Origin of the sequence: Fischerella sp. (assembly GCF_013388695.1) — a bacterium.
Taxonomy (GTDB): Bacteria; Cyanobacteriota; Cyanobacteriia; order Cyanobacteriales; family Nostocaceae; genus PCC9605.
The window spans coordinates 20287-42677 of sequence record NZ_JACAEU010000120.1 but is presented as its reverse complement, the minus strand read 5'-3'; the positions used below and the strand labels follow the sequence as shown (position 1 = coordinate 42677).

Annotated in this window: 18 protein-coding genes and 2 tRNA genes; 10 read left to right on the top strand and 10 right to left on the bottom strand. The window is 42.5% G+C overall.

The features are described 5' to 3' along the window. The first annotated feature begins 756 nt into the window (after nucleotides 1-756). Together HXY43_RS16490 and HXY43_RS16485 are read left to right on the top strand one after the other, a co-directional pair. On the top strand, nucleotides 757-1383 hold the full coding sequence (locus HXY43_RS16490) for a DUF3038 domain-containing protein (protein ID WP_290884782.1): 627 nt from the start codon (nucleotides 757-759) through the stop codon (nucleotides 1381-1383). Further along, nucleotides 1380-2864 (top strand): DUF4335 domain-containing protein, encoded by a 1485-nt coding sequence (locus HXY43_RS16485; RefSeq protein WP_290884779.1) that lies wholly within the window; start codon nucleotides 1380-1382, stop codon nucleotides 2862-2864. The genes HXY43_RS16490 and HXY43_RS16485 overlap by 4 nt, the downstream gene beginning before the upstream one ends. Before the next feature lie 135 nt (nucleotides 2865-2999). Here HXY43_RS16485 and HXY43_RS16480 read toward each other — a convergent pair whose 3' ends face one another. Further along, nucleotides 3000-5273 carry a transglycosylase domain-containing protein gene (locus tag HXY43_RS16480; protein WP_290884776.1) on the bottom strand — a complete coding sequence of 758 codons (2274 nt, stop codon included), beginning with the start codon at nucleotides 5271-5273 and terminating at the stop codon, nucleotides 3000-3002. Between the two features lie 468 nt (nucleotides 5274-5741). Here HXY43_RS16480 and HXY43_RS16475 point away from each other — a divergent pair, with 468 nt between their 5' ends. Next, nucleotides 5742-6392, top strand: coding sequence for a hypothetical protein (locus HXY43_RS16475; RefSeq protein ID WP_290884775.1), 651 nt, complete (start codon nucleotides 5742-5744; stop codon nucleotides 6390-6392). A 165-nt stretch (nucleotides 6393-6557) separates the two neighbouring features. On the opposite strand, the gene lspA is transcribed toward HXY43_RS16475, so the two are convergent. Both lspA and HXY43_RS16465 read right to left on the bottom strand, forming a co-directional pair. Next, complete coding sequence (gene lspA / locus HXY43_RS16470; RefSeq protein ID WP_290884772.1) at nucleotides 6558-7028, bottom strand: signal peptidase II; 471 nt, start codon at nucleotides 7026-7028, stop codon at nucleotides 6558-6560. A 95-nt stretch (nucleotides 7029-7123) separates the two neighbouring features. Continuing rightward, the gene (locus tag HXY43_RS16465) at nucleotides 7124-7711 is read right to left on the bottom strand and encodes a biotin transporter BioY (RefSeq protein WP_290884769.1); all 588 of its coding nucleotides are present in this window, start codon (nucleotides 7709-7711) and stop codon (nucleotides 7124-7126) included. Nucleotides 7712-8916: 1205 nt separating this feature from the next. Between HXY43_RS16465 and pstS the strand changes: the two genes are divergently transcribed. The 4 genes from pstS to pstB all read left to right on the top strand — a co-directional run bounded on the left by pstS (nucleotide 8917) and on the right by pstB (nucleotide 12968). After that, nucleotides 8917-10104 carry a phosphate ABC transporter substrate-binding protein PstS gene (gene pstS / locus HXY43_RS16460; RefSeq protein WP_290884766.1) on the top strand — a complete coding sequence of 396 codons (1188 nt, stop codon included), beginning with the start codon at nucleotides 8917-8919 and terminating at the stop codon, nucleotides 10102-10104. Between the two features lie 126 nt (nucleotides 10105-10230). After that, on the top strand, nucleotides 10231-11181 hold the full coding sequence (gene pstC, locus HXY43_RS16455; protein WP_290884763.1) for a phosphate ABC transporter permease subunit PstC: 951 nt from the start codon (nucleotides 10231-10233) through the stop codon (nucleotides 11179-11181). Nucleotides 11182-11216: 35 nt separating this feature from the next. Continuing rightward, nucleotides 11217-12107: a phosphate ABC transporter permease PstA gene (gene pstA / locus HXY43_RS16450; protein WP_290884760.1), complete on the top strand. Its 891-nt coding sequence runs from the start codon at nucleotides 11217-11219 to the stop codon at nucleotides 12105-12107. A 54-nt stretch (nucleotides 12108-12161) separates the two neighbouring features. After that, nucleotides 12162-12968: a phosphate ABC transporter ATP-binding protein PstB gene (pstB, locus tag HXY43_RS16445; RefSeq protein WP_290884757.1), complete on the top strand. Its 807-nt coding sequence runs from the start codon at nucleotides 12162-12164 to the stop codon at nucleotides 12966-12968. 202 nt (nucleotides 12969-13170) lie between these two features. Here the strand turns inward: pstB and HXY43_RS16440 are convergent. Next, nucleotides 13171-13241: transfer RNA gene (locus tag HXY43_RS16440), tRNA-Gly, on the bottom strand. Nucleotides 13242-13288: 47 nt separating this feature from the next. Next, nucleotides 13289-14551 carry a hypothetical protein gene (locus tag HXY43_RS16435; protein ID WP_290884754.1) on the bottom strand — a complete coding sequence of 421 codons (1263 nt, stop codon included), beginning with the start codon at nucleotides 14549-14551 and terminating at the stop codon, nucleotides 13289-13291. Between the two features lie 145 nt (nucleotides 14552-14696). On the opposite strand from HXY43_RS16435, the gene HXY43_RS16430 reads away from it, so the two are divergent. Beyond that, nucleotides 14697-15833 carry a peptidoglycan-binding protein gene (locus tag HXY43_RS16430; RefSeq protein WP_290884751.1) on the top strand — a complete coding sequence of 379 codons (1137 nt, stop codon included), beginning with the start codon at nucleotides 14697-14699 and terminating at the stop codon, nucleotides 15831-15833. 193 nt (nucleotides 15834-16026) lie between these two features. On the opposite strand, the gene HXY43_RS16425 is transcribed toward HXY43_RS16430, so the two are convergent. After that, nucleotides 16027-16620, bottom strand: a complete 594-nt coding sequence (locus tag HXY43_RS16425) for a MarC family protein (protein WP_290884749.1) — start codon at nucleotides 16618-16620, stop codon at nucleotides 16027-16029. 228 nt (nucleotides 16621-16848) lie between these two features. On the opposite strand from HXY43_RS16425, the gene HXY43_RS16420 reads away from it, so the two are divergent. Both HXY43_RS16420 and HXY43_RS16415 read left to right on the top strand, forming a co-directional pair. Then, the gene (locus HXY43_RS16420; RefSeq protein ID WP_290884746.1) at nucleotides 16849-17661 is read left to right on the top strand and encodes a carbon-nitrogen hydrolase family protein; all 813 of its coding nucleotides are present in this window, start codon (nucleotides 16849-16851) and stop codon (nucleotides 17659-17661) included. Between the two features lie 258 nt (nucleotides 17662-17919). Continuing rightward, nucleotides 17920-18396 carry a sulfocyanin-like copper-binding protein gene (locus HXY43_RS16415; protein ID WP_290884743.1) on the top strand — a complete coding sequence of 159 codons (477 nt, stop codon included), beginning with the start codon at nucleotides 17920-17922 and terminating at the stop codon, nucleotides 18394-18396. Between the two features lie 114 nt (nucleotides 18397-18510). Here HXY43_RS16415 and fba read toward each other — a convergent pair whose 3' ends face one another. The 4 genes from fba to pdhA form a co-directional block, all read right to left on the bottom strand. Further along, entirely contained in the window at nucleotides 18511-19590 is a 1080-nt protein-coding gene (gene fba / locus HXY43_RS16410; protein WP_290884740.1) for a class II fructose-bisphosphate aldolase, read from the bottom strand. 203 nt (nucleotides 19591-19793) lie between these two features. Then, nucleotides 19794-19865: transfer RNA gene (locus tag HXY43_RS16405), tRNA-Lys, on the bottom strand. 62 nt (nucleotides 19866-19927) lie between these two features. Then, the gene (locus HXY43_RS16400; protein WP_290884737.1) at nucleotides 19928-20797 is read right to left on the bottom strand and encodes an aldose epimerase; all 870 of its coding nucleotides are present in this window, start codon (nucleotides 20795-20797) and stop codon (nucleotides 19928-19930) included. 85 nt (nucleotides 20798-20882) lie between these two features. Continuing rightward, nucleotides 20883-21917: a pyruvate dehydrogenase (acetyl-transferring) E1 component subunit alpha gene (pdhA, locus tag HXY43_RS16395; protein WP_290884734.1), complete on the bottom strand. Its 1035-nt coding sequence runs from the start codon at nucleotides 21915-21917 to the stop codon at nucleotides 20883-20885. Nucleotides 21918-22391 lie beyond the last annotated feature (474 nt).

Genomic DNA, 22391 nt, shown 5'->3' with positions numbered 1-22391 from the left:
GTTGGTGCTAGTACTCTTAGTGTCTTAGTGTCTTGGTGGTTTCAGTCCGGATCTTTTTCACCACAAAGACACCAAGACACCAAGACAAACCTATCAAAATCAATTTGGTTGAGTACTAGTACAACGTAGCGGAAATAAAGCTACTATTCCAAATTGACGAAAAGCCTACAACAGGAAGCTTTTTAACTTTTGAATGCGTGACTTTTGCATTCCGCACAGCGGTACTAGCCCTACCCACGACGAGTTTGTTAGTTTTAGGGATTCGTAGACTACTATCGTAGTTAGAGAGGTAAACGCGGCACAGATAGCTACTGCATCTTTGACGTTGTTTGTTTGCCGTGAAATTACTCAGACTGAGATACCCTGACAGGAATTTTAATTCCTGTGTAGCAATACATCTGTCTGTTGAAAGACATTTAAAGCATCTCAAATTTTTGAGATGGCTCAAATTGGGGAGTTTTGTGCTTCCCGTAAAGTTTTATAATGTCGTACGCTTGGAATTAGCACCAGACACCATGCATTGACGACTGTTAGAATTTACACCAAGCTATGGTGAAATGCTACCAAATAAATCAGGATAAAACACTTATGCTTTAAAAACCTTGATTTGTATATGCGGAAAACTTTGAGTAGAACGAGTAAGTTAATGTATATATCGGGCAGCTACACCACTGCCACGAGTAAACTTTTTCTAATTTGGCTATCTATCTTAAATTAGTTATACCAAGTCCGTAGCAGCTGTACAGGATATTTATAATGAGTGTCTCCGCTAGTTTAACGCCTTTTAATAGTCCAACCCCCCCGTCACCGCCGATGATTTTGGATACTTTACCCGATCCTGCAATTGAAGGACAGGGTTGCCCCCGTAAAACTCGGGTGGAAATTGACTTGGTTTTACTCGCAATTGAGGCTTTAGAACTAGGTGGTTCAGAAGCTATTTTGTCATTTGCACAAGAGTTGGAACTAAAAGGAATTATTAAAGACAGGGTGAATTTATGGCGAATGCGTAGCACTAACCCTCTAAGACGAGCGCACATGCGCCGCTCTTTAACAATAACGGAGGCAAAAGCCCTAGTGGTAATTACTTGCTATTTAGCGCGGCGATTAACAGTTGTAATACGCCAGTTGCTAATGATATATCAGCAACTACATGAAAAACAGATTCCATTAGAACAGAATTTGCGCTTATCTAATTATTTAGAGCGATTTAGAGCGCATTTTAAAAGCCGAATGAACCCGCGACGCTCTGGTTTAATAGCATTAAATTCAGATGAAAAATTAGATGAATTGGCTATAGAGTTGTTAGGAAAATTACTATTTTGTACAGGTACGGCTGGCATGCAGCGGTTCTGGATTTCTCTATTTGACGGTGAAGTGGAATGAATATTCAACGTAAATACAGTCTACCGAATTGTACGTTACTTTTAGAGGGTTTAAGTGATGCCGCCAGGGCTGCACAGTTTCAGGAACTGCGCCCAGCACTGTCAATATTGGTAAATGCAGAATGTTATTTATCTGGCTATACTCAACCACTATCTGGAGGCAGGGAATTTTTTGAAAGCTTGGTAAGGGCTGTTAGTGCCTATGCCCAAGAATTTTTGAGTAATGTTTATCACCCACAAGCCCACAATTTTGAATCAGAGTTAGTACAGATACAAAAAATTGACAATAACCGACACAGGTTGATCGTACATTCGGAAGTTCCTGGTGGGCAAATTGTGCAGGTTAATTCCTACGGCAATGCTAAGCAGTCACTTCAAATTGATTTGAATACAGTACAGTTATTCGATCTGGTAGAAGCTGTTGACCAATTTTTTGCTGATTCCCAAACTTTACCAGAGCTATCACTAGAATTACAACCGGTTCCCAGACGCTATGGCAACACAGGTCAAGCCTTAGTCAAACAGGCACTGCCAGCTAGTGTAGGGATAACGAGTTTGGCAGCAGCAGCGATCGCTTTTGCCGTCATACCACCTCCCGAAGTACGTCCTCCAGAACCAACAACACAAAATCGGAGTGGCTCAACTATCTCTGGCGTCAATAATTCTTCTACACCTGCTACCACTTCTTCACCAACCGCTAACGAGCAAGTAGCAGCTACTCCCACATTTACTCCAACGCCAATTGCTACAACTACTGCAAATCCTACACCGACAACATCACCCGCGATTAAAGATTTAGAAGCACTTTTAAATACAGTTCCTGAAATTACAGATGCATCCCAGCTACGTGCATTAAATCGTCAAGTTTATAACCAAATTAATCCCGCTTGGTCTAATCGCCTAGGATTAAATCAAGATTTAGTCTTTCGCGTTGGTGTGGCAGCAGATGGCGCGATCGTTGGCTATAAAGCTGTGAATTCAGAATCAAATCAGGCAGTAGATCAAACTCCCCTACCTAACTTACTTTACAATCCTGCTAACCGCGCTCCCGTCAGCAATGAACCAGTAGCTCAATTCCGAGTTGTTTTTACTAAAGTTGGTGTACTACAAGTTAGTCCTTGGCGGGGATACACAAAAGCGCCTGATGTTGTTGGTTCAAAAATTACTGACCCCAACCAAGTCACACAATTAAACCAAAAACTTTACGATACTATTCGCCAAAATTGGCGTAGCACTCCCAGCTTTCAGCGTGATTTAAAGTACCGCGTAGCAGTTAACAAAGATGGTATCATTGCCGATTACGAACCACTCAACCAAATGGCATTTGATTACTTTCGGGAAACACCGCTTCCTCAAATGTTCCAATCTGTTTACGGCTCAAATATTGCAGCTCCAAATAATCAAGAGCCTCTCGCTCACTTCCAGGTGATCTTCCAGCCTAATGGCAAACTAGAAGTTATGCCCTGGCAGGGGTATCAATAATTTAGTTCGTAGTTAGTAGTTAGTAGTTAGTAGTAATTTTTTGTGAATAATTAACAACTAACCACTAACAACCAACCACTAACCACTAACCACTAACCACTAACCACTAACAGCCCCCATTACCAATCTCGGTTGTTACCTTATAACTCTCCTCATGTAATTCCCCCATAGTTCAGCAGCTTGAGCGCTACTACCAGATGTGGGGGAATTGTTATCGTTACCTAGCCAAACACCAGTTACCAACCGACGGCTAGGAATAAAACCAATAAACCACAAGTCTACGTTTTTGTCAGTTGTACCGGTCTTACCAAATACTGACAGATCCCCAATGGCCGCACGACCACCAGTACCGTTTGTAACTACTCCGCGCAGTAAACGAGTTATGGTATCAGCTACGTCTGTACGCAACACACGTTTGTTAGCTTCGGTATCTTGGTCAAAAGAGTAGATTACGCGGCAAGTTTTTAAATCATTGCGATCGCGACATTCACTGCTATCTAAAATCCGGCTGATCGCATGGGGACGATTCCAAACACCGCGATTGCCAATTGCCCCAAAAGCACCAGTCATTTCCAAAACATTGACTACGCTTTGACCCAATACTAACCCCGGTACCGGATCTAGTTCCGATTTCACCCCAAGACGCCGTGCCATCTCCACCACTTTATTCAACCCAACATCTCGGGCAACCCGCAAAGCAATTGGATTTTCAGAAAGAGCAAGACCAGTGGCAATATCTAAACTACCACCAGCACCGCTTCGACAAGGCTTGTAAGTAAAACCCTGCCAAGGAAAAGGGGCACAGGAATATGACCTTCCCGGTGAAAATCCCTGTTCTATAGCGGCGGTGTAAGCAAAAACTTTGAAGGTTGAACCTGGTTGTCTTTGAGCTTGGAAAGCACGATTATATTGGCTAATTCTATAATCAGTACCGCCTACCATAGCCAGGATTTCCCCGGTGCTAGAATCAAGTGTAACCATAGCCCCTTGAGAAAAGTTAAAACTTCTCCCAGCATTGCTCACATGGTTACGCAAAGCTGTTTCTGCTTGCTCTTGAACTCCTCGATCTAGTTTAGTTTCAATAATAAAGTTGCCTTCAGCTGCCAAGTCTTTTCCCAAGATGGATTCGAGTTCTTGGAAAACGTAACTGTAAAAATACGGTGCAATTGTCTTTGCTTGTCGTTCGCAAACTTTCGGGCTGATTTCAATGGGCGATCGCCTAGCTCGGTTATACTCATCTTGTTTGATTTTGCCCCTCTCCAGCATCCGCCTGATCACGCGATTGCGGTACTCAATAATCCGTGTTTTACTTTCGTTATCTCCGCAGAAATTAAAACCGTTGGGAGCAGGTAAAATTCCCACCAAAGTAGCTGCTTCTGCCAAAGTTAATTCTTTGGCTGACTTATCAAAATAATATCGAGCGGCATCCTCAAAGCCAGAAGTATCAGCCCCCAAGAAGACCCGATTTAAGTAAGTCAGCAAAATCTGGTCTTTGCTGTAAAACGTTTCTAACTTGAAGGAAACAATCGCTTCTCGAACCTTCCGACCTAGGGAATCCTGTCTACCCACATAATCGCGAAATAAACTACGAGCGACTTGCTGGGTAACTGTACTAGCTCCTTGCTGAACGCCACCGCTGCGGGTGTTAATCAGCACAGCTCGTAAAATTCCATAGGGGTCAACTCCAAAGTGCCAGTAATAACGACTGTCCTCAGAAGCGATTACAGCCGCAGGCAAATAGGGGCCGAAGTCTTGCAATCGCTTCATGTCTACATGAGCGGTATTCCTTGGCTCACGCAGAGGTGTTTCTCCATCGCCTGCGTATACAATAACAGGAGCACGAGTGGCTATAGGTAGGGGTCTTACGGAAAATTTCAGCCATTCAACACCAATGACAAGAACCATTAAGGCAGTAACACCACCTACACCGTAAGCTGCCCAAGTTGTTGCTTTGATGTACCAAGGGGGTGGATCGACATATTGCAGCCGCACTGAAGCAGCCAGTTCTGGCGGCCCCAAGGTGAGGATATCGCCGTGACGCAATTCTAAGGATGCGATCCGACGCTTGCCACGATAGATACCATTGGTGGAGTTTTCATCTTTGATGATAAAAACTGGTTGCCGTTGAGTCGAATCCCGCGACAGTGACAAATGAATTTGGCTGACAACTGGGTTACGGACGACAATATCGGAGGATTTGGAACTGCGACCGAGTATATAGCGATCGCCCAACAGCGGATATACTTCCGCCTTGTCCGCCCCCGCATCCTGCACCCAAAGTTCTGGTACTCTGGCATTAGGCTTAAGCGCCAGTTTGGAAAAATCAACCCTAGCTTGAATTGTCTGTACTGCTTGCGTTATCTGACCAAGCAAAGTTTGTGGCTTTTGAGGGGGTTGGGGGGAACTCATTGGCTAAAGAGACCAGGGATATTACTGAAAAATCGGGCTAACAGCTTATCTCAATGTTTTATTCCACCATTGTACTCATAACCCTATGAGGACGTTGGCAGCAAGGAATAGTTCCCGATTTTTCTTGACACCAAGATAATATATGGCAATATAACTTTTGTGGTTAATTTTGTCACATCTTGACTCCGTCTAAAATGCGATCGCTGTTCTATCATGTTTTTCTTTGTCTACCGGAAACTGCTTGTCCAACGATAGCTAATACTTGTTCTGTAGTGCTTCTTTTCGCTACAAATTCATCAACTATAAATGATTTAAATTTTACAAGCTAACAATGCCAAACACTTTAACATGAAAAAATACATCCTCTTTTAGGAAGATTTTCTAAAACCTATTATCTGATTTAATGAGCGGAGACACTCCTTACTTGTAAGGAGTACTGCTTCCTTTAAGGTGTTGAGGTTAAGTAATATGAAGGGGAAATTTCTCACCCTGACAGGTACAGCCCTGATTCTGGCATTAACTAGCAACGTTGTTGTTGCTCAATCCACCAAATTTCCAAAACTTGCCGAAAACCAAAAAGAATCCACAGAATCAGCTTCAGAAATCAAGCTTTCAGAAGATGCGATGGAAATTCTGTGTAAGAATTTCCCCCTAAATTCCCGGTGTCAGGGCAAAACACCAGAAGGTACAACTCCTGAAGGTACAACAACTCCAGACAGCACCACTCCTGGAGGCACGACAACTCCTGAAGGTACAACAACTCCAGACAGCACCACTCCTGGAGACACGACAACTCCTGAAGGTACAACAACTCCAGACAGCACTACTCCTGGAGGCACGACAACTCCTGAAGGTACAACAACTCCAGACAGCACTACTCCTGGAGGTATGACAACTCCTGATGGCACAACAACTCCATCATCTCCTGGCAGCCCCAGCCAAATGACTCCGCCATCTCAAGATGGCACAACACCGGACTCCAGCACTCCTGGTGGCATGACTCCAGATTCCAGCAGCCCCAGCCAAATGACTCCGGCTCCTGGCTCCAGCGATCCTGGCAGTATGACTCCAAACAGTCCTACTCAAATTCCTAGCAGTGCGCCTGGTACAGGTAATTAAAAAGATTATGGCTTCACACTAGCTGAAGTATAATCTGATATCAATCAACTGTATTTGATGAGTTGTTTAACAATTTGCGGCAAACCTGTTAGTGCATAAAAAATTAAGGAGGCTGTCTAGGACAGCCTCCTCAATTTTTATTGATATAGACGAAAACTTTCACTGTTACCTGCGATGTGATGTCGGTGTTTTTTGGAAGGTAGCTATTAGTAGGCAGGCAATACCAATATTAATAAACACATCTGCGAAATTAAACACAGGGAAGTTAATAAGTCGAAAGTCGAGAAAATCAACAACATAGCCTAAAGCGAAGCGATCTATACCATTACCCATAGCACCACCTAAAATCAAGCCATAGCCCAACTGCTCCCAACGATTCAATAACGGGCCAAACCATGCTAATGCTATTAATGCCAAACTTACTCCCAAAGATAGCCAGCGCAACCACTCTACTTTCCCTGAAAACAAGCTAAAAGCTGCACCCGTGTTTGTGACATAGGTAAGGTGAAATATACCAGGTAATAATGGTAGTGACTCTCTCAAGTCGAAGGTTTGCACCACCCAGTATTTTGTGAGTTGATCTAAGACAAAAGCAATAAAGGCAGCAAGCCAGAAGTGTTGATTTTTAAAACGCATGGCAAATTAGTCAAGAGTCAAGAGTCAAGAGTCAAGAGTCAAGAGTCAAGATTTAGACGACTTTGGACTCTGGACTTTGGACTTTGGACTCTTGACTAATAGAACATTAAGTGTCGTAGCAAATAAGCTATGACAGTGACGGCACAGATTACGGCTAGTTGTCCTGGTAGTGCAAACCAAGAGTATTTGAGGATTGCTTGTATTAAGCTTAGAGTTTCTGTGCCTTGCCACTGCAAAACATAACTGATCATCAAATAACTAATACCGCAGACGTGGACAGTTAACAAGCCACAAATACAGCTAAATGCCAATGTTTCCAGTCGCGGTCTGGCTTTAAAGGCAAAAAAGCCACAAATCCAAGCTCCCGGAATAAAGCCTAACAAATAACCAAATTGGGACAACTTGACATAGCCAATACCACCACCATCGGCAAATACGGGTAATAAAGTTAAGCCCATAACTAAATAGCCGATTTGCGAAAGCGCACCAGCGTTTTTACCCCCTAAACAACCAACAAGCAACACCCCGCCAATTTGAAAGGTGACACCCAGAGAAAAAGAATGAATTCCATGCTTACTCCAACTCCAAGGTAAGGTGGTGATATGAGCTTCTAGGAAGGTACCACCCATAGTTAGCAGTAAGCCAATCATAGACCATAATAATTGATTGGATGCAGCTAACATTTACAATGCACTCATGCAAATGATTCTCATGTAAAAGCAAAAAATAATCAAAATTATAAGCAATTTAGACTTAATTTGTGAGATATTTCTCCTAGTTGTTGTTTTTGTTGGTCGTTCGCAAGTTTGCCAAAACAAACAAGCCTTAGCCAACAAATACCAATAACTTTTACTCAAAATCTCATAACTGTTTTGGGAATGTTTTATTTGAGCTTTTAATCCTTCTATTGAAAAATATCATTTTAGTCTAACTAATATTGTACTAATGGTGTGGTCGGGAAAATACTTAGAATTACTACTAAATTAGTTGCTTATACGAACCACCCTACACGGAGAAGTCTTGAATTATAGTTATAGCCAATGATGTTGCCACGACGCTACATCAGCGTAAATTATACAAAGCTCAGTATGACGCCAAATCATTCTGCTTTGTATATATTCTCTAATTTCGCCATAATTTTATCTCTAGGCTTGAAATGGTCAATAGCTGAGTTTTTCACTCTGCCCATTAATAGTTTCTAGCTTTTATTCTCGCTATCAGCATGCTCTTGCCAAGAAGAGTTTAGTTAGCTATCATCTCCCGACTCTTATAGCTAGTGCAAAATGTGCAAATAACTAATTTTTTTTCTCAGTATGCGTGTCGATTAGCAGAAACTCATATTCTGTCACAATCACTACCTTACTCAATTTAATAAGACTGCTCAAACACATTATATACATATAGCCAATGATTTATAATCCATTTTCTAGGATGTTTTTTACAGCACTAAAGATTTCTTATCATTTGCGATTACTGCTATGATAATATTACTTTTTCAGCCATGTATTTGTTATCCTTAGCCAGCTTGAAAATCAGGTATCATCAGCATTTGATAATTTTAAAAACAATAAGATGATAGAAGAATTTAATTTTTAAAAGTTTTCTTTTCCTAATCTAAAATTATTATCATTTTTAGTAAAAATATGATTGCTTCTTCTTTATAAAGTCACTTGTTAAATTGTGTATTAATACATATGTATCAATATAAATTTATTCTTTAAGCCAATCAGATTATGATTGAAACGCTCTACCGAGCAATAAAAATTAAAATTCACACAATTAACACTTGAAAAAGGCAATAACTCCGATATTTTAACCTATTCTTAACCAAAGAGTTATATACTTTGTAGGGGCTAATCTGTACAAATAACACCACACATAATAATCCATGCTTTCCCGTACACCAATAATTAATAAATCTCACTTAACGAGAGCAATTTCAGTAATAGCACTAACAGTCAGTCTTGCTGCTTGTGGCGGACAGGAAGCTCAAAACAATACTTCCACTGGCGATGCAACCCCTGGTGGTGCTACTGATGCTACTGCCTCTAGCCCAGGCAAACTAGATCTTGGTGGAAGAGTATCATTAACTGGCGCTGGTGCTACTTTCCCAGCACCACTGTACAGTCGTTGGTTTTTTGACTTAAACAAGAAATATCCAAGTCTGCAAGTTAACTATCAGTCAGTTGGTAGCGGTGCTGGAGTTGAGCAATTCACCAAAGGTACTGTAGATTTTGGTGCTAGCGACGTGGCTATGAAAGATGAAGAAATTCAAAAAGTGCCACAAGATAAAGGCGTGCTAATGCTGCCTATGGCTGCTGGAAGCATTGTGCTAGCCTACAATGTCCCAGGTGTTGAAGAGCTAAAGCTACCACGGGCAGTTTATACTGATATCTTGCTTGGCAAAATTAAGACTTGGAACGATCCAAAAATTACTGCTGCTAACCCAGGCGTAAACCTTCCCAACCAGCCAATCTCAGTAATATATCGTTCCGATGGTAGCGGTACTACAGGCGTGTTTACAAAACACCTCAGCGCGATCAGCCCTGAATGGAAAAGCAAAGTAGGCGAAGGCAAAACTGTCAACTGGCCTGTGGGAATTGGTGCTAAGGGTAACGAAGGCGTGACAGCTCAACTTCAACAAAATCAAGGCTCGATTGGTTACATAGAGTATGGCTACGCCAAACAAAATAATCTCAATTTTGCTGCTTTGGAAAATAAGGCAGGTAAGTTTGTTAAATACACGGATGAGTCGGGGGCTAAAACCCTGGAAGCAGTGACTCTGCCGGAAAATCTGCGTGCTTTTATCGCAGATCCCGAAGGAGACGAATCTTATCCCATTGTTTCCTACACTTGGATTTTGGCTAATAAAAAGTATCCTGATGCAGCAAAAGCCAAAGCGATGGAAGCAATGATTGAGTACGGCTTGACTGAGGGTCAAAAAGTTAGCGGAGAATTAGGGTATATTCCTCTACCTGCAAACGTAGTTCAGAAAGTGGCTACTGTTGCTGATACCATTAGCCCTGATTACAAAATTGCTGTAGGCGCAAGCAATGACTCAAGCGCGAGTAAATAGGGAATAGTCAATGGTGCAAAGTCCAGAGTCCAAAGTAATAATACTTGACTCTTGACCCTTGACTTTTGACTAATGACTAATCTGGTTCGCTCCCACTTTTTTAAGCGTTCGTGGATAAATTCATTCATGAATACACCATTTCAAAGTGATAGATCTATAGTCAAGCCGCGTTCTGAATTTGAAAAGTCTCTGGATACCAGCTTTATCTGGCTAACGCGGGCTTTTGCCCTGGCGATCGCAGTTGTCTTATTATGGATAGCTATTCAGGTTGCCATTCAAGCGACACCTGCAATTAGAGAGTTTGGTGCCAGGTTTTTAGCTGAAAGTATTTGGAATCCCGTTACCAACATATACGGTGTACTGCCGCAAGTCTACGGAACTTTAGTTAGTTCTTTTCTTGGTCTATTAATATCTGTACCAATTGGCGTTGGCACAGCTATATTACTGAGCGAAAATTGGCTACCGCTATCTATACGGACAGTGTTAATTTTCTTAGTAGAACTGCTAGCAGCAATACCCAGTGTAGTCTATGGCATCTGGGGAATTTTTGTTTTGATTCCTCCGCTGACAGCTTTAGGAAGATGGCTCAATAGTTCTTTTGGTTGGCTGCCAATTTTTAGCACTGTTCCCACAGGCCCAGGGATGTTTGCGGCGGGCATCATCTTAGGTATTATGACCTTGCCGATCATCACAGCTATTTCTCGTGATGCTCTGATTTCTGTACCCTCCAGTTTGCGTCAAGCAGCTTTTGGACTTGGAGCAACTCGTTGGGAAACAATTTTCAAAGTTATTTTACCTGCCGCTTTTTCTGGCATCGTTAGTGCTGTGATGCTTGCTCTTGGTAGGGCGATGGGAGAAACGATGGCTGTAACCATGTTGATTGGTAACTCCAATAACATTAGCCCTTCGTTGTTTGCACCGGCCAATACGGTTGCGTCTTTGCTAGCAAACCAATTTGCCGAAGCAAGTGGACTGCAAGTTTCTGCTCTGATGTATGCTGCTTTGATTTTGTTTGTTTTAACTCTGATAGTAAACGTTTTCGCTGAGTTAATAGTCCTGCGAGTGAAGCGACTGTAGACTGTAACATTTTCGCGTTTTAAAGTTTGTTGAATATGGCTTATACTCCAGACCAATCTCAAAGTGCATTTCTTCGCAGCAGTCTGAAGCGCTCTTCATCTGGGCGATCGCTGTTTAACACAGTAATGACAGTAATAGCATTTATATGTGGGATATTGGCAATTATACCTTTGGTAGCTGTGCTTTCCTACGTTATTATTCAAGGTTTCAGCAGTCTTCGGCCGGGCCTTTTTACTGAGTTGCCACCGCCACCATTGGTACAGGGAGGGGGTTTTGGCAATGCTATCATTGGTACACTGGTCATGGTAGCTATTGGAGCTTTGATCAGTATCCCCATTGGCGTTTTCGCTGCTGTTTATTTGACAGAGTTTAGCTCTGGGAAAATTGCTCGCTGGGTACGCTTTGCGACCAACATTCTTAATGGTGTGCCCTCAATTATTGCCGGGGTATTTGCTTATGGTATTGTGGTAGTCGCAACAGGCACATTTTCTGCGGTTGCTGGAGGCATAGCCCTGTCAGTATTAATGCTGCCAATTATTGTGCGAACCACGGACGAAGCTTTACAGTTGGTATCAAATGATTTGCGCCAAGCCGCTGTTGGTTTAGGTTCAACAAAATTTCAATCCGTGATGCTCGTGGTATTACCAGCAGCAGTACCAGCAATTGTTACAGGGGTAACGCTGTCGATCGCACGAGCAGCAGGAGAAACAGCACCTCTGTTGTTCACAGCTTTATTTTCCCAATTCTGGCCTACTGGTTTATTCCAACCGGCGGCATCTCTGGCAGTTCTGGTTTACAACTTTGCAATTGCTCCCTATAAAAACTGGCAGTCAATGGCTTGGGCTGCATCTCTAATTTTGGTGTTGATGGTTTTGCTTACCAGTATTATTGCTCGCTTGGCAACTCGCCGCAAAATTTACTCATGATTCCAGGGAATTGTCATAAATTGAACAACAGTCAAATTAGAAGTATTAGCATCTATGGCCACTAACATTAGCACCGCCAATCAAACCGACACTGTCTTACGTACTGAAGGTCTTAACATTTACTACGGTAGCTTTCTGGCTGTACGTGATGTTTGGATGGATATTCCTAGAAATCGCGTCACAGCCTTGATTGGTCCGTCTGGATGCGGTAAAAGTACGTTGTTGAGATGTTATAACCGCCTCAATGACCTGATTGAGTCATTTCGAGCAGAGGGAAAGGTTTTTTACTATGGTGAAAACCTATATGCACCCCATATCGATCCTGTAGAAGTGCGCCGTAAGATCGGGATGGTGTTTCAAAAAGCAAACCCTTTCCCCAAATCAATTTACGACAACATTGCTTTTGGGCCCAGACTCAATGGTTACAAAGGTGATATGGATGAACTGGTAGAGCGATCGCTCAGACAAGCCGCTTTGTGGGATGAAGTCAAAGATAAACTCAAGCAAAGTGGTTTATCTCTATCTGGCGGTCAACAACAGCGTTTGTGTATTGCTAGGGCGATCGCAGTTCAGCCAGACGTGCTTTTAATGGATGAACCTTGCTCCGCTCTCGACCCAATTTCTACCCTGCAAGTTGAAGAACTGATCCACGAACTTAAACAACGATATACCGTGGTCATTGTTACTCACAACATGCAACAAGCCTCGCGAGTGTCCGATATGACAGCCTTTTTTAATGTCCAGACAAATGAAAAAGGTGCCCGTACTGGCTACCTCGTAGAATACGACCTTACAGAGGCAATTTTCCAAAATCCTCAGCAAGAAGCGACCAAAGAGTACGTCAGCGGTAAATTCGGTTAAAAATTACCCATTTACTGGGCAGCAATTAGGGATTTGTTAAAGATAAAGCTGGTTCTCGGAGGAAGATAGGGAACTAGCTTTTTAAATGAGTAAGTAGAAAGGCATAAATAAACTCAAAATAGTGCGGGCTAGAAGCCCACCCTTATAAAATACAAGATATTTTACGTTTAATTATGTTGACCTACTTATTAAATAGTTTAAAAGCGGGCAGCGGGAATCGAACCCGCATCAATAGCTTGGAAGGCTATGGTTTTACCACTAAACTATGCCCGCAAATTTCCAACTTAAATATAGTAATACAATCTCAGCTAAAAATCAAGCTAGCGACGCTCTATTTTAATATTTACAACCAAATTGCTGGGAACCGATACCCCATTATTTTGGGCTGGGCGAAATGACACTTTTTGGAAAACTTCAACAAGGAGTTGCTGATATTTGCTTTTCTTTGCTGCTAGCTCCTCGGGATTAATATCTATAATGTTTACTCCTGAATTGCCATTTGCATCACGGGCCATCAAATTGCCATTTTCATCAACTGCTAAAGAAGCGATCAAATCTACACTTTCCAGATCGGGTTCGCTGCGGAGAAAATCTATGGGCAAGTTTTTTGTGTTTTCTCCCAGAGGTTGAGCCAAAATCTCTGGTGGCATATCTTGTCTCACCACTCCTTTTTGGAGCAAATCAATCATTCCCTCTCTAGAAAAAACATCCCAGCTTGCTACCAGTCCTTCACCCGTTTGATTTTCAGGAGGTGATAACTGCGGTGGTGGTTCAACTGATGGATCTATTGTTGGTAGTGGGGTTGACTGGCCAAGTGAGATATTGGCGTCTGGTTGTCCAGGAAGAGGAACGGGTGGGATTTGAGAAATAGGTGGTTGCGACTCCTGTTGTTCATTTGTGGAGGGTGAGGTGTTTTTTGGCAAATTTGTATTATTTGTATCTGTAGTATTGGGAAATGATGAAGCTTGTTTTTGTTTGTCTGGTAGTGAATTTTCTTGTTCTGAAGTAGGTGTATCTGTATTATCAGAGGTTTGTGGTGGAAGTGTGCTTTCAGCAGGCTGTGGATTCTTCGCCGCTGGTGGCACAGGTGCGGGGGTAAACTTGGGAATAAATTCTGGTTTTGTTGTTAGTTGAGGCTGTACTGTTGTTGTTGTTTGCTCAACAGTGGATGTATTAGAGTTTTGTTGCCTCAGAGTTGAGTCATTAGGTTTAGAGGCGATCGCTGTTTTATTGTCAGTTAAAGCGATCGCGTTGTTATCTTCGGAAGCAGGAGCGGGTTTAGCTGTATGTGCTGATGATGTTTGAGTAGTAGATGATGGCTTTGGTGAGACTGGTTTAGCTTGGGGTTGAAATTTTGAACGTTCTGTTGGAGAAATTTCTACTAGTTCAATTGGCACAGCACTACTTGAATACTGCTGCTGTAAAAGGCTCAACCGATATGAGTAGAAGCGCATTAGCCAAAACACAAGCAAGTGCAAGGCTACCGAACCTGCGACTACAGCAATCCATAAACCAGGTGGATCGGTATGTCGCCGACCTATTTGAGATGGAATTGGAGTTTGGTTAGTAACCGAGTTTGTCATAATCTTGCTAATTGCTACTTTGTCCTTCTGGTAAGAGTTTATAGTGGGTGCAAATTTTTTCTCAAATTAAAAGTTAACATTTAGTTCTCTCTGAAGTTATCGTGGTATCGATGAATTTCACGCATATTCTGGCTGAAACTTGTATATGAGGCTATGCCGTTACTCAATCACGCTGATCGTCTGTTTTACTTCCCTGGGTTTGGACTACAGTTCTGCAATGACAGCCACACAACACCCAGTCTCCCAAATTTTAGAACTTGCTCAAGCCAATTCCACAAACCTTGATCGGCAGCCTATTCTCAAACTAGGCAACACAGGGAATGATGTAAAGATATTACAAACCCAACTCAAGGAGCTAGGATACTACGATAGTTTTATCGATGGACAGTACGGCCCAACTACACGAAATGCTGTCTTGAAGTTTCAGCAAGACCAAGGTTTAGTGGCGAATGGCATCGCTGGTACGCAAACTCAGAACCTAGTGCAAGCAGAAGTAGAAAAAAAGCTTAATACTGCCAATCCTACTCCACAGCCTACTACAAATAACAAACAATCCAAAGGACGTGGTTTAGTATGGTGGTTGCTAGTGGCGATAGGTGTTTTGGGAACCGTAGGCGCGCTACTGTACTTCATGAAATGGTTTGGCAAGTCTAAAAAAGTTGTACCTTCACAAGACTCATCTCCGGAAACTATTACTCAAACGGAAACCCAACAAGTCCAGCCACCCTTACAAGAGTTAGACGCCACTCCCCCTAATCCGCAAGCGGCTACCACATCACAACCTCCAACATTACTCCCACCAACAACCACTTCCCGCCTTGCTAAAGTTAACATCGTTGACGAGTTGCTCAAAGATTTAAGCAGTCCCGATCCAACAAAGCGGCGCAAGGCGATTTGGGATTTAGGTCAACAGGGAGACTCACGGGCTATTCAGCCATTAGTCGATCTGATGATAGATGCAGATTCTCAACAGCGCAGCTTAATTTTGGCTGCTTTGACAGAAATTGGCATCCGTACGCTCAAACCGATGAATCAGGCTTTAGCAATGTCTTTGCAACATGAAAGCCCGCAAGTACGGCAAAATGCTATCCGTGACTTAACTCGTATTTATGACATGATGGCTCAAATCAGCCAAATGTTGTGTCATGCTGTACAAGATCCTGATGCTGAAGTCCAAGCAACAGCACGGTATGCTCTTGCACAAATGAATCGTATCCGTAGTTTGCCTTCTCAAGACAAACCATCGAAAAATTCACGGCAAGAACTTAAAAAGCTAGATTAATGGTTATTGAGGAGATGAACTGTAACGCTGACAATTTTCTCGTTAAGGTAGAACCAAATAGGTTTTTGTAGAGATGTGTCATGGTGCGTCTCTACAGTATTTAATATGTATCGCGTTAACGGAACATGGTGTAAATTATAACTATTTAACTTGTAAGCGCGATAGTTTAAACAGCCAGTGAAAAAGTATAATCTCAACTCAAAAACAATTCTCTTATCCCCCTACTACCAATTTCCACTGCCAACGCTGCCAACAGAAAACCCAAAAGCTGAGTAATAATTACCTCACCTTCTGCACCAATCCACCGATCGATAAAGTTTGCCTGTCGCAAAATTAACCAACTGACTAACATCGCTGCAACAATCCCTACCAACACACCAATATGTGGATTGGGAGATTCTGACATTAACAACATTACGGTCGTTAGTGTACCAGGGCCTGCCAGCAGTGGCAAAGCCAGAGGAGTAATTGCCACATCGCGCTCTTGGTCAATGACTGGAGTATCTAATTCTCCTTGAAGCATTTGTAAAGAAATTAACAACAGTAGCAGTCCTCCAGCTACTCGCAACGACCCCATACTTACATCCAAGTAACTCAGAATCAATTGACCAGCACAGGCAAAGAGCAACAGTACTACTATTGCTACCACAATGGCTTTATCTATCACTTTGTTTCTTCGTTCTGGTTCCATACCTTTGGTCAAAACCAAAAGTACTGGTATGTTACCGACTGCATCCGCAAGTACAAACACAGCAATGAAAGTTTTAATCAGAATAGATGCGTCCACAGCAGACAGAATTTATCAAGATTTTCTAACAACCTAACCTGAATTTAGTCCAATTTCCAAGCAACCATAGGAAGAGAGTGGGAGATGGGGAGATGGGGAGAGTAGGGGACGACTAACCACTAACTATTAACTACTAACCACTAACTACTAACAAATAACCAATGACAAATGACTAAAAGATAAAGATTATATTTTGATAATCTACTTTGTATAACAGTTGTTAAATCTATGAAATCTTATTTAGCCGCCGCTATTCAAATGACAAGTGTGCCTGACCTAGAAAAAAATTTGGCACAAGCAGAGGAATTAATCGATTTAGCCGTACATCAAGGTGCTGAATTGGTGGGTTTACCAGAGAATTTTCCTTTTATGGGAGAAGAAAAGGATAAACTCGCTCAAGCTGATGCGATCGCCCACAAAACAGAAATATTCTTGAAAACAATGGCGCAGCGCTATCAAATTACCATCTTAGGTGGCGGTTTTCCCGTTCCTGTGGAGGGTACAGGCAAAGTCTACAATACAGCCTTACTCCTCGATCCCAACGGTCAAGAACTCCTGCGCTATCACAAGGTACACCTATTTGATGTTAATGTCCCTGATGGCAATACCTATCGAGAATCTAGCACAGTGATGGCTGGTAAAGAACTACCCTCTATTTATTGTGGTGAAAAATTAGGTAATCTTGGACTTTCGGTTTGTTACGATGTCCGCTTCCCCGAACTTTACCGTCATCTGGCATCCAAGGGAGCAGATGTGATGTTTGTTCCCGCTGCTTTCACTGCTTTCACAGGTAAAGACCACTGGCAAGTCTTGCTGCAAGCCCGTGCAATTGAAAATACTTGCTATGTGATTGCACCAGCACAAACCGGACTGAATTACAACCGCCGTCAAACTCACGGACATGCAATGATTATCGACCCGTGGGGAATGATTTTAGCTGATGCTGGCGAAAAACCGGGAGTTGCGATCGCCGAAATCAATCCTTCGCGCCTCGAACAAGTCCGCCGTCAAATGCCGTCTTTGCAACACCGCGTATTTTAATAGTTTACGGTCATTAGGCGCGAGCGATCGCGTCTCTACTAGGGGAGTTCCAAATAAAAAAACATCCCAAATTTTCTTGTGGGATGGGTGTCTTCACCCGTCCCATTTAACGAGAATTAGAGCTTTTAGCTCTCTCACTCGAATGTTACAAAATATCAGTAATAGTTTGTAATTGTAAAAAAATTGAACTTTTGCAATTTGTGCTGTCTCTATAATCAAAATATAAAAATCTAATCATATTACAAAAGGTGTCTGCAATTGAATAAGCGAACTTTTAAATTTTGTTTAACAGCTATTGTATCGCCACTATTCTTATGGGCTTGCAGTCCAAATAACACCTCACAGCAAGTAACTCCTACTAGTTCCCCAGCAGCCCAACAAAACTCATCTGCTGCCAACAAAGTTCAAGTAACTGTCAAAGAAATGGCAGTCCAGCTATCACCATCCACAGTCCCAGCGGGGCCAGTGGAATTTGTGGCGAACAATCAAGGAAACCTTGACCATGAAATGGTAGTTATTAAAACCGACTTGCCATTAGATAAGCTACCGCTTAAAGGCGATCGGCTTGACGAAGATAAAGCAGGCAAAAAAATTGGTGAGATTGAAGAAGAGGAACTCACAAGTGGTGCAACCAAAACACTCGCAGTGAATCTAACTCCAGGTAATTATCTAATAGTTTGCAACTTACCAGGACACTTCCAAGCCGGGATGAGAACTTTTCTCACAGTCAAATAAAACAAAAAACCGGGGAACAAACGCTACCCGGCTTAGTCAAACTAGTGTGAGAATCCTCAGTTATCTAGGGACACAGCTAGCTGTGAGGTGTCCCTATTTACTTATTTTCTCAAGTTATAGAGCAACAGTTTTCTTAATTGCAGCGCTGAGTTCGCCTTTAGCATACTTAGCAGCAAATTCTTCCAAAGAAACCTGCTTAATCTTGCTAGCGTTGCCAGCAGTACCAAATTGCTGGTAGCGATCGGCACAAACTTTTTGCATGTACTTAATAGAAGGCTTGAGGAAGTGACGGGGGTCAAATTCCTTAGGATCTTTTGCCAAAGCTTCCCGGACGGCGGCGGTAATTGCCAGGCGGTTGTCGGTATCGATATTTACCTTACGCACACCGCTCTTGATGCCTTTTTGAATTTCTTCCACGGGTACGCCATAGGTTTCGGGAATAGCACCACCGTACTGGTTAATTAAAGCAATCAAATCTTCGGGTACGGAGGAGGAACCGTGCATTACCAAGTGAGTGTTGGGCAGACGGCGGTGAATTTCTTCAATGCGGCTGATTGCCAAAATTTCGCCAGTTGGCTTGCGGGTGAACTTGTAAGCACCGTGGCTAGTACCAATCGCAACTGCCAAAGCGTCTACTTGGGTTTGCTCGACAAAGTCAACAGCTTGATCGGGGTCGGTTAGCAATTGGTCATGGGAGAGTTTACCTTCAAAACCGTGACCATCTTCTTTGTCGCCCATACCAGTTTCCAGAGAACCCAAGCAACCGAGTTCGCCTTCAACGCTGACACCTAGTGCATGAGCTACTTCCACCACTTGGCGAGTGACTTTGACGTTGTATTCGTAGCTAGCAGGGGTTTTAGCATCAGCTTCCAGGGAACCATCCATCATCACACTAGTAAAGCCGTTTTTAATTGCTGAGTAGCAAGTAGCAGGCTCGTTGCCATGATCTTGGTGCATGGCAATAGGCAGATCGGGATAGGTTTCCACTGCTGCTAAAATCAGGTGACGCAAGAAATTTTCGCCAGCATACTTGCGAGCACCACGAGAAGCTTGCAAAATCACGGGGCTATCTGTTTCATGGGCAGCCTGCATAATCGCTTGAATCTGCTCCATGTTGTTCACGTTATAAGCTGGGATACCGTAATTGTTCTCAGCCGCGTGATCCAACAGCAGCCGCATTGGCACGAGCGCCATAGATAGTCCTCCTAATGTAGTTGTCAGCTAATCGGTTTGAAGTATAGCGTAAATAAATATTACGCCAATCTTAAAAAAATATTGTGGGCTTATAGGAAATTATAACTAGTGATGGGTGTCTATAGTTGAAAAAGTTTGCGCTGTAGCTTGAAATGAACAATATAATGCTTATAGATGTCATGCATATTATTTATGTTTTTAAATGGGTCGCCTGGGATTCGAACCCAGAACTAATCGGTTAAAAGCCGAGTACTCTACCATTGAGTTAGCGACCCTTATTTTTGCAAATCGCAACTTCATCAATTTAGCACAACCATCTGTGGATTTGCAAGGAGATTTAGAAAAAATTTGCTGAAATTTTCACTGTTGCCGAACAGGTAGCTCCCGGTTCCAAAACTGTCAGATCCTCACCTGTATTGATAGCATTACGAGAGGCGCTCCAAGGTTCAAGGCAGTAGAAGTCCTTGCCTTTGAGCGTCCAAAACACAAGCGTGGAAAAGACACGATCGTATTCCAGCGTTAGTTTTAGTTTCCGACTGCGATCGCTAACGGTGGCAAACTGCCCGCTTAATGGTTTAAATGCCACATCAATTTCATCCTTGGTAAAGTCAAATTTACCATTAAAGGTATGAATTTCCTTGCTTCGTTGGTCTTGGTACTTTTGGGCAAGAATTTCAAACTCTAGCTGAGTTTTATCCTGTGTCAGAAAGTAAGGATGAAACCCAAAAGAAAAGGGCATTGCTTGCGAGGAACGATTGGTATACTGTTGCTGGATTTCTAAGGTATTGCCTTGGATTACGTAGCTGAAAGCTAAATGAAAATCAAAGGGATATACTGTCTTTGTTTTCTCGTTGCTGGAAAGATGAAGCTTCAGAAAAGTCTTATTTTCAGCAGACACCTGCTCATGTTCCCACGGCAGATCGCGAGCAAAGCCATGTTGTTTGAGTGTATACTGCTGCCCTTGGTAAGTGTAAGTATTATCCGGTAAATTTCCGCAGATAGGAAATAAAATCGGAATACCGCCTCTAACACTAAGTTCAGGGTTAGCAAAGCGTTCTTCATCCAAGTAGAGCATTTCTTGCCCTTGGACTCGCCAATGCGTGATAATACCGCCGCGTTCTGGTACCACTTCTAGCTGAGAGTTGGTGGTGCGATCGCAAAGAATTAAAGTTAGGTATTGTCTTTGTTCTTGTGAAATATCAAACACGACTTTTTTAATGATGAATTATAAATTATGAATTATGAAATTATGAAATTTTTTAGCATTCATAATTCATAATTCATAATTTCTACTAGTCTTCGGCAAATACGTAGCGATACAATTCGCTGGGATCTGGCTCGGGGCTACTTTCGGCGAACTTCACCGCTTCTTCTATCTCTTGCTGTATCCTGCGATCAATCTCTTTTAATTCTTGATCTGTCGTCAGGTTTTGTTCTGTAAGATAAGCAGCAAATTTCTTAATTGGATCGCGGGCAAACCAAAATTCTTTCTCAGCCTTGCTTCGCAATTCATCAGGATCTGCCAGAGAGTGACCTCGGAAACGATAAGTGAGTGCTTCAATTAAGGTTGGGCCTTCACCAGCACGGGCACGGGCTACAGCTTCTTGTGCCACTGCACGCACTGCCATGACATCCATACCGTCTACTTCCACACCCACCATGTTAAAGACACTGGCTTTTTTATAAATCTCTGGGTCAGAAGTTGCTCGTTCATGAGCCATACCAATAGCCCACTTGTTATTCTCAACTACGAAAATTATGGGCAATTTCCACAGCGCTGCCATGTTCAAGGTCTCAAAAAATTGACCGTTGTTACAAGCACCATCGCCAAAAAAACAGGCTGTAACTTGGTCAGCGCTTTCATCACCCAACGCTTCCCGTCGGTATTTAGTTTGAAAAGCCGCTCCAGCTGCTACGGGAATACCCTCAGCTACGAAAGCATAGCCGCCCAGCAAACGATGTTCAGCAGAGAACATATGCATGGAACCACCGCGTCCTTTACTGCAACCTGTGGCTTTGCCAAATAACTCTGCCATTACCTCTTTTGCTGGTACTCCCGCACTTAAAGCATGAACGTGATCGCGATAGGTACTGCAAACGAAATCTTCACCCGGTCGCATTGCTCCTTGAATCACGCCTGTGGAGACTGCTTCTTGACCGTTGTACAGGTGGACAAAACCAAACATTTTGCCCCTGTAGTACATTTCCGCGCACTTGTCTTCAAAGGTGCGCCCTAATACCATATCTTCGTATAACCGCAAGCCTTCTTCTTTGCCGATCTGTGCGGTGGTTACATCAAATTTAGGTAAAGTGCGTTCTTGAATCATTATTTCTCTATCATCCCCGTAGTAACACTTAAAGTTACCATTTTTAGATAAATTGGATAAGTTACGCTCGCATAAGGAGTCAAAAATTAAACAGTTATTGACTACTACTATTTTATGTTTTGTCTTTGAGGGGTAAGATGACAACCTTAGACCCTAGACTACCAATCAGGATAGCTTGCTTTCTGCATATTCATTAACAAATTAAAAAAACAAAACCTCTTATGGTTTTACTTCTCTAGATAATTGTCACAAAGAATTAATTATGTTATATTTCAGTGCGCTTGCAAGCAGCAGCAAACCTCTAATAGGATGCTTGTTTGATCGAATGGTGGGGAAACCCCCTCTAAACCAGCCGCAGAAATGTTCAAGTCATATACCCCGGCAAGAAAAAAATCAAAATTTCTTGCCAGAAAAATATAATTGGCATTGTCACCCAAAAAAATGGGAGGGTAAAAGTAAACTTGTTGCAAAACA

What these genes read in the sequence shown, in the direction of transcription:
- HXY43_RS16480 (WP_290884776.1), bottom strand. Translation starts at nt 5,273, where the DNA reads ATGAGTTCCCCCCAACCCCCTCAAAAGCCACAAACTTTGCTTGGTCAG.
- pstS (WP_290884766.1), top strand. Translation starts at nt 8,917, where the DNA reads ATGCTTTCCCGTACACCAATAATTAATAAATCTCACTTAACGAGAGCA.
- HXY43_RS16435 (WP_290884754.1), bottom strand. Translation starts at nt 14,551, where the DNA reads ATGACAAACTCGGTTACTAACCAAACTCCAATTCCATCTCAAATAGGT.
- HXY43_RS16430 (WP_290884751.1), top strand. Translation starts at nt 14,697, where the DNA reads ATGAGGCTATGCCGTTACTCAATCACGCTGATCGTCTGTTTTACTTCC.
- fba (WP_290884740.1), bottom strand. Translation starts at nt 19,590, where the DNA reads ATGGCGCTCGTGCCAATGCGGCTGCTGTTGGATCACGCGGCTGAGAAC.
- HXY43_RS16475 (WP_290884775.1), top strand. Translation starts at nt 5,742, where the DNA reads ATGAAGGGGAAATTTCTCACCCTGACAGGTACAGCCCTGATTCTGGCA.
- pstC (WP_290884763.1), top strand. Translation starts at nt 10,231, where the DNA reads ATGAATACACCATTTCAAAGTGATAGATCTATAGTCAAGCCGCGTTCT.
- HXY43_RS16485 (WP_290884779.1), top strand. Translation starts at nt 1,380, where the DNA reads ATGAATATTCAACGTAAATACAGTCTACCGAATTGTACGTTACTTTTA.
- pstB (WP_290884757.1), top strand. Translation starts at nt 12,162, where the DNA reads ATGGCCACTAACATTAGCACCGCCAATCAAACCGACACTGTCTTACGT.
- pstA (WP_290884760.1), top strand. Translation starts at nt 11,217, where the DNA reads ATGGCTTATACTCCAGACCAATCTCAAAGTGCATTTCTTCGCAGCAGT.
- pdhA (WP_290884734.1), bottom strand. Translation starts at nt 21,917, where the DNA reads ATGATTCAAGAACGCACTTTACCTAAATTTGATGTAACCACCGCACAG.
- HXY43_RS16420 (WP_290884746.1), top strand. Translation starts at nt 16,849, where the DNA reads ATGAAATCTTATTTAGCCGCCGCTATTCAAATGACAAGTGTGCCTGAC.
- HXY43_RS16490 (WP_290884782.1), top strand. Translation starts at nt 757, where the DNA reads ATGAGTGTCTCCGCTAGTTTAACGCCTTTTAATAGTCCAACCCCCCCG.
- lspA (WP_290884772.1), bottom strand. Translation starts at nt 7,028, where the DNA reads ATGCGTTTTAAAAATCAACACTTCTGGCTTGCTGCCTTTATTGCTTTT.
- HXY43_RS16465 (WP_290884769.1), bottom strand. Translation starts at nt 7,711, where the DNA reads ATGTTAGCTGCATCCAATCAATTATTATGGTCTATGATTGGCTTACTG.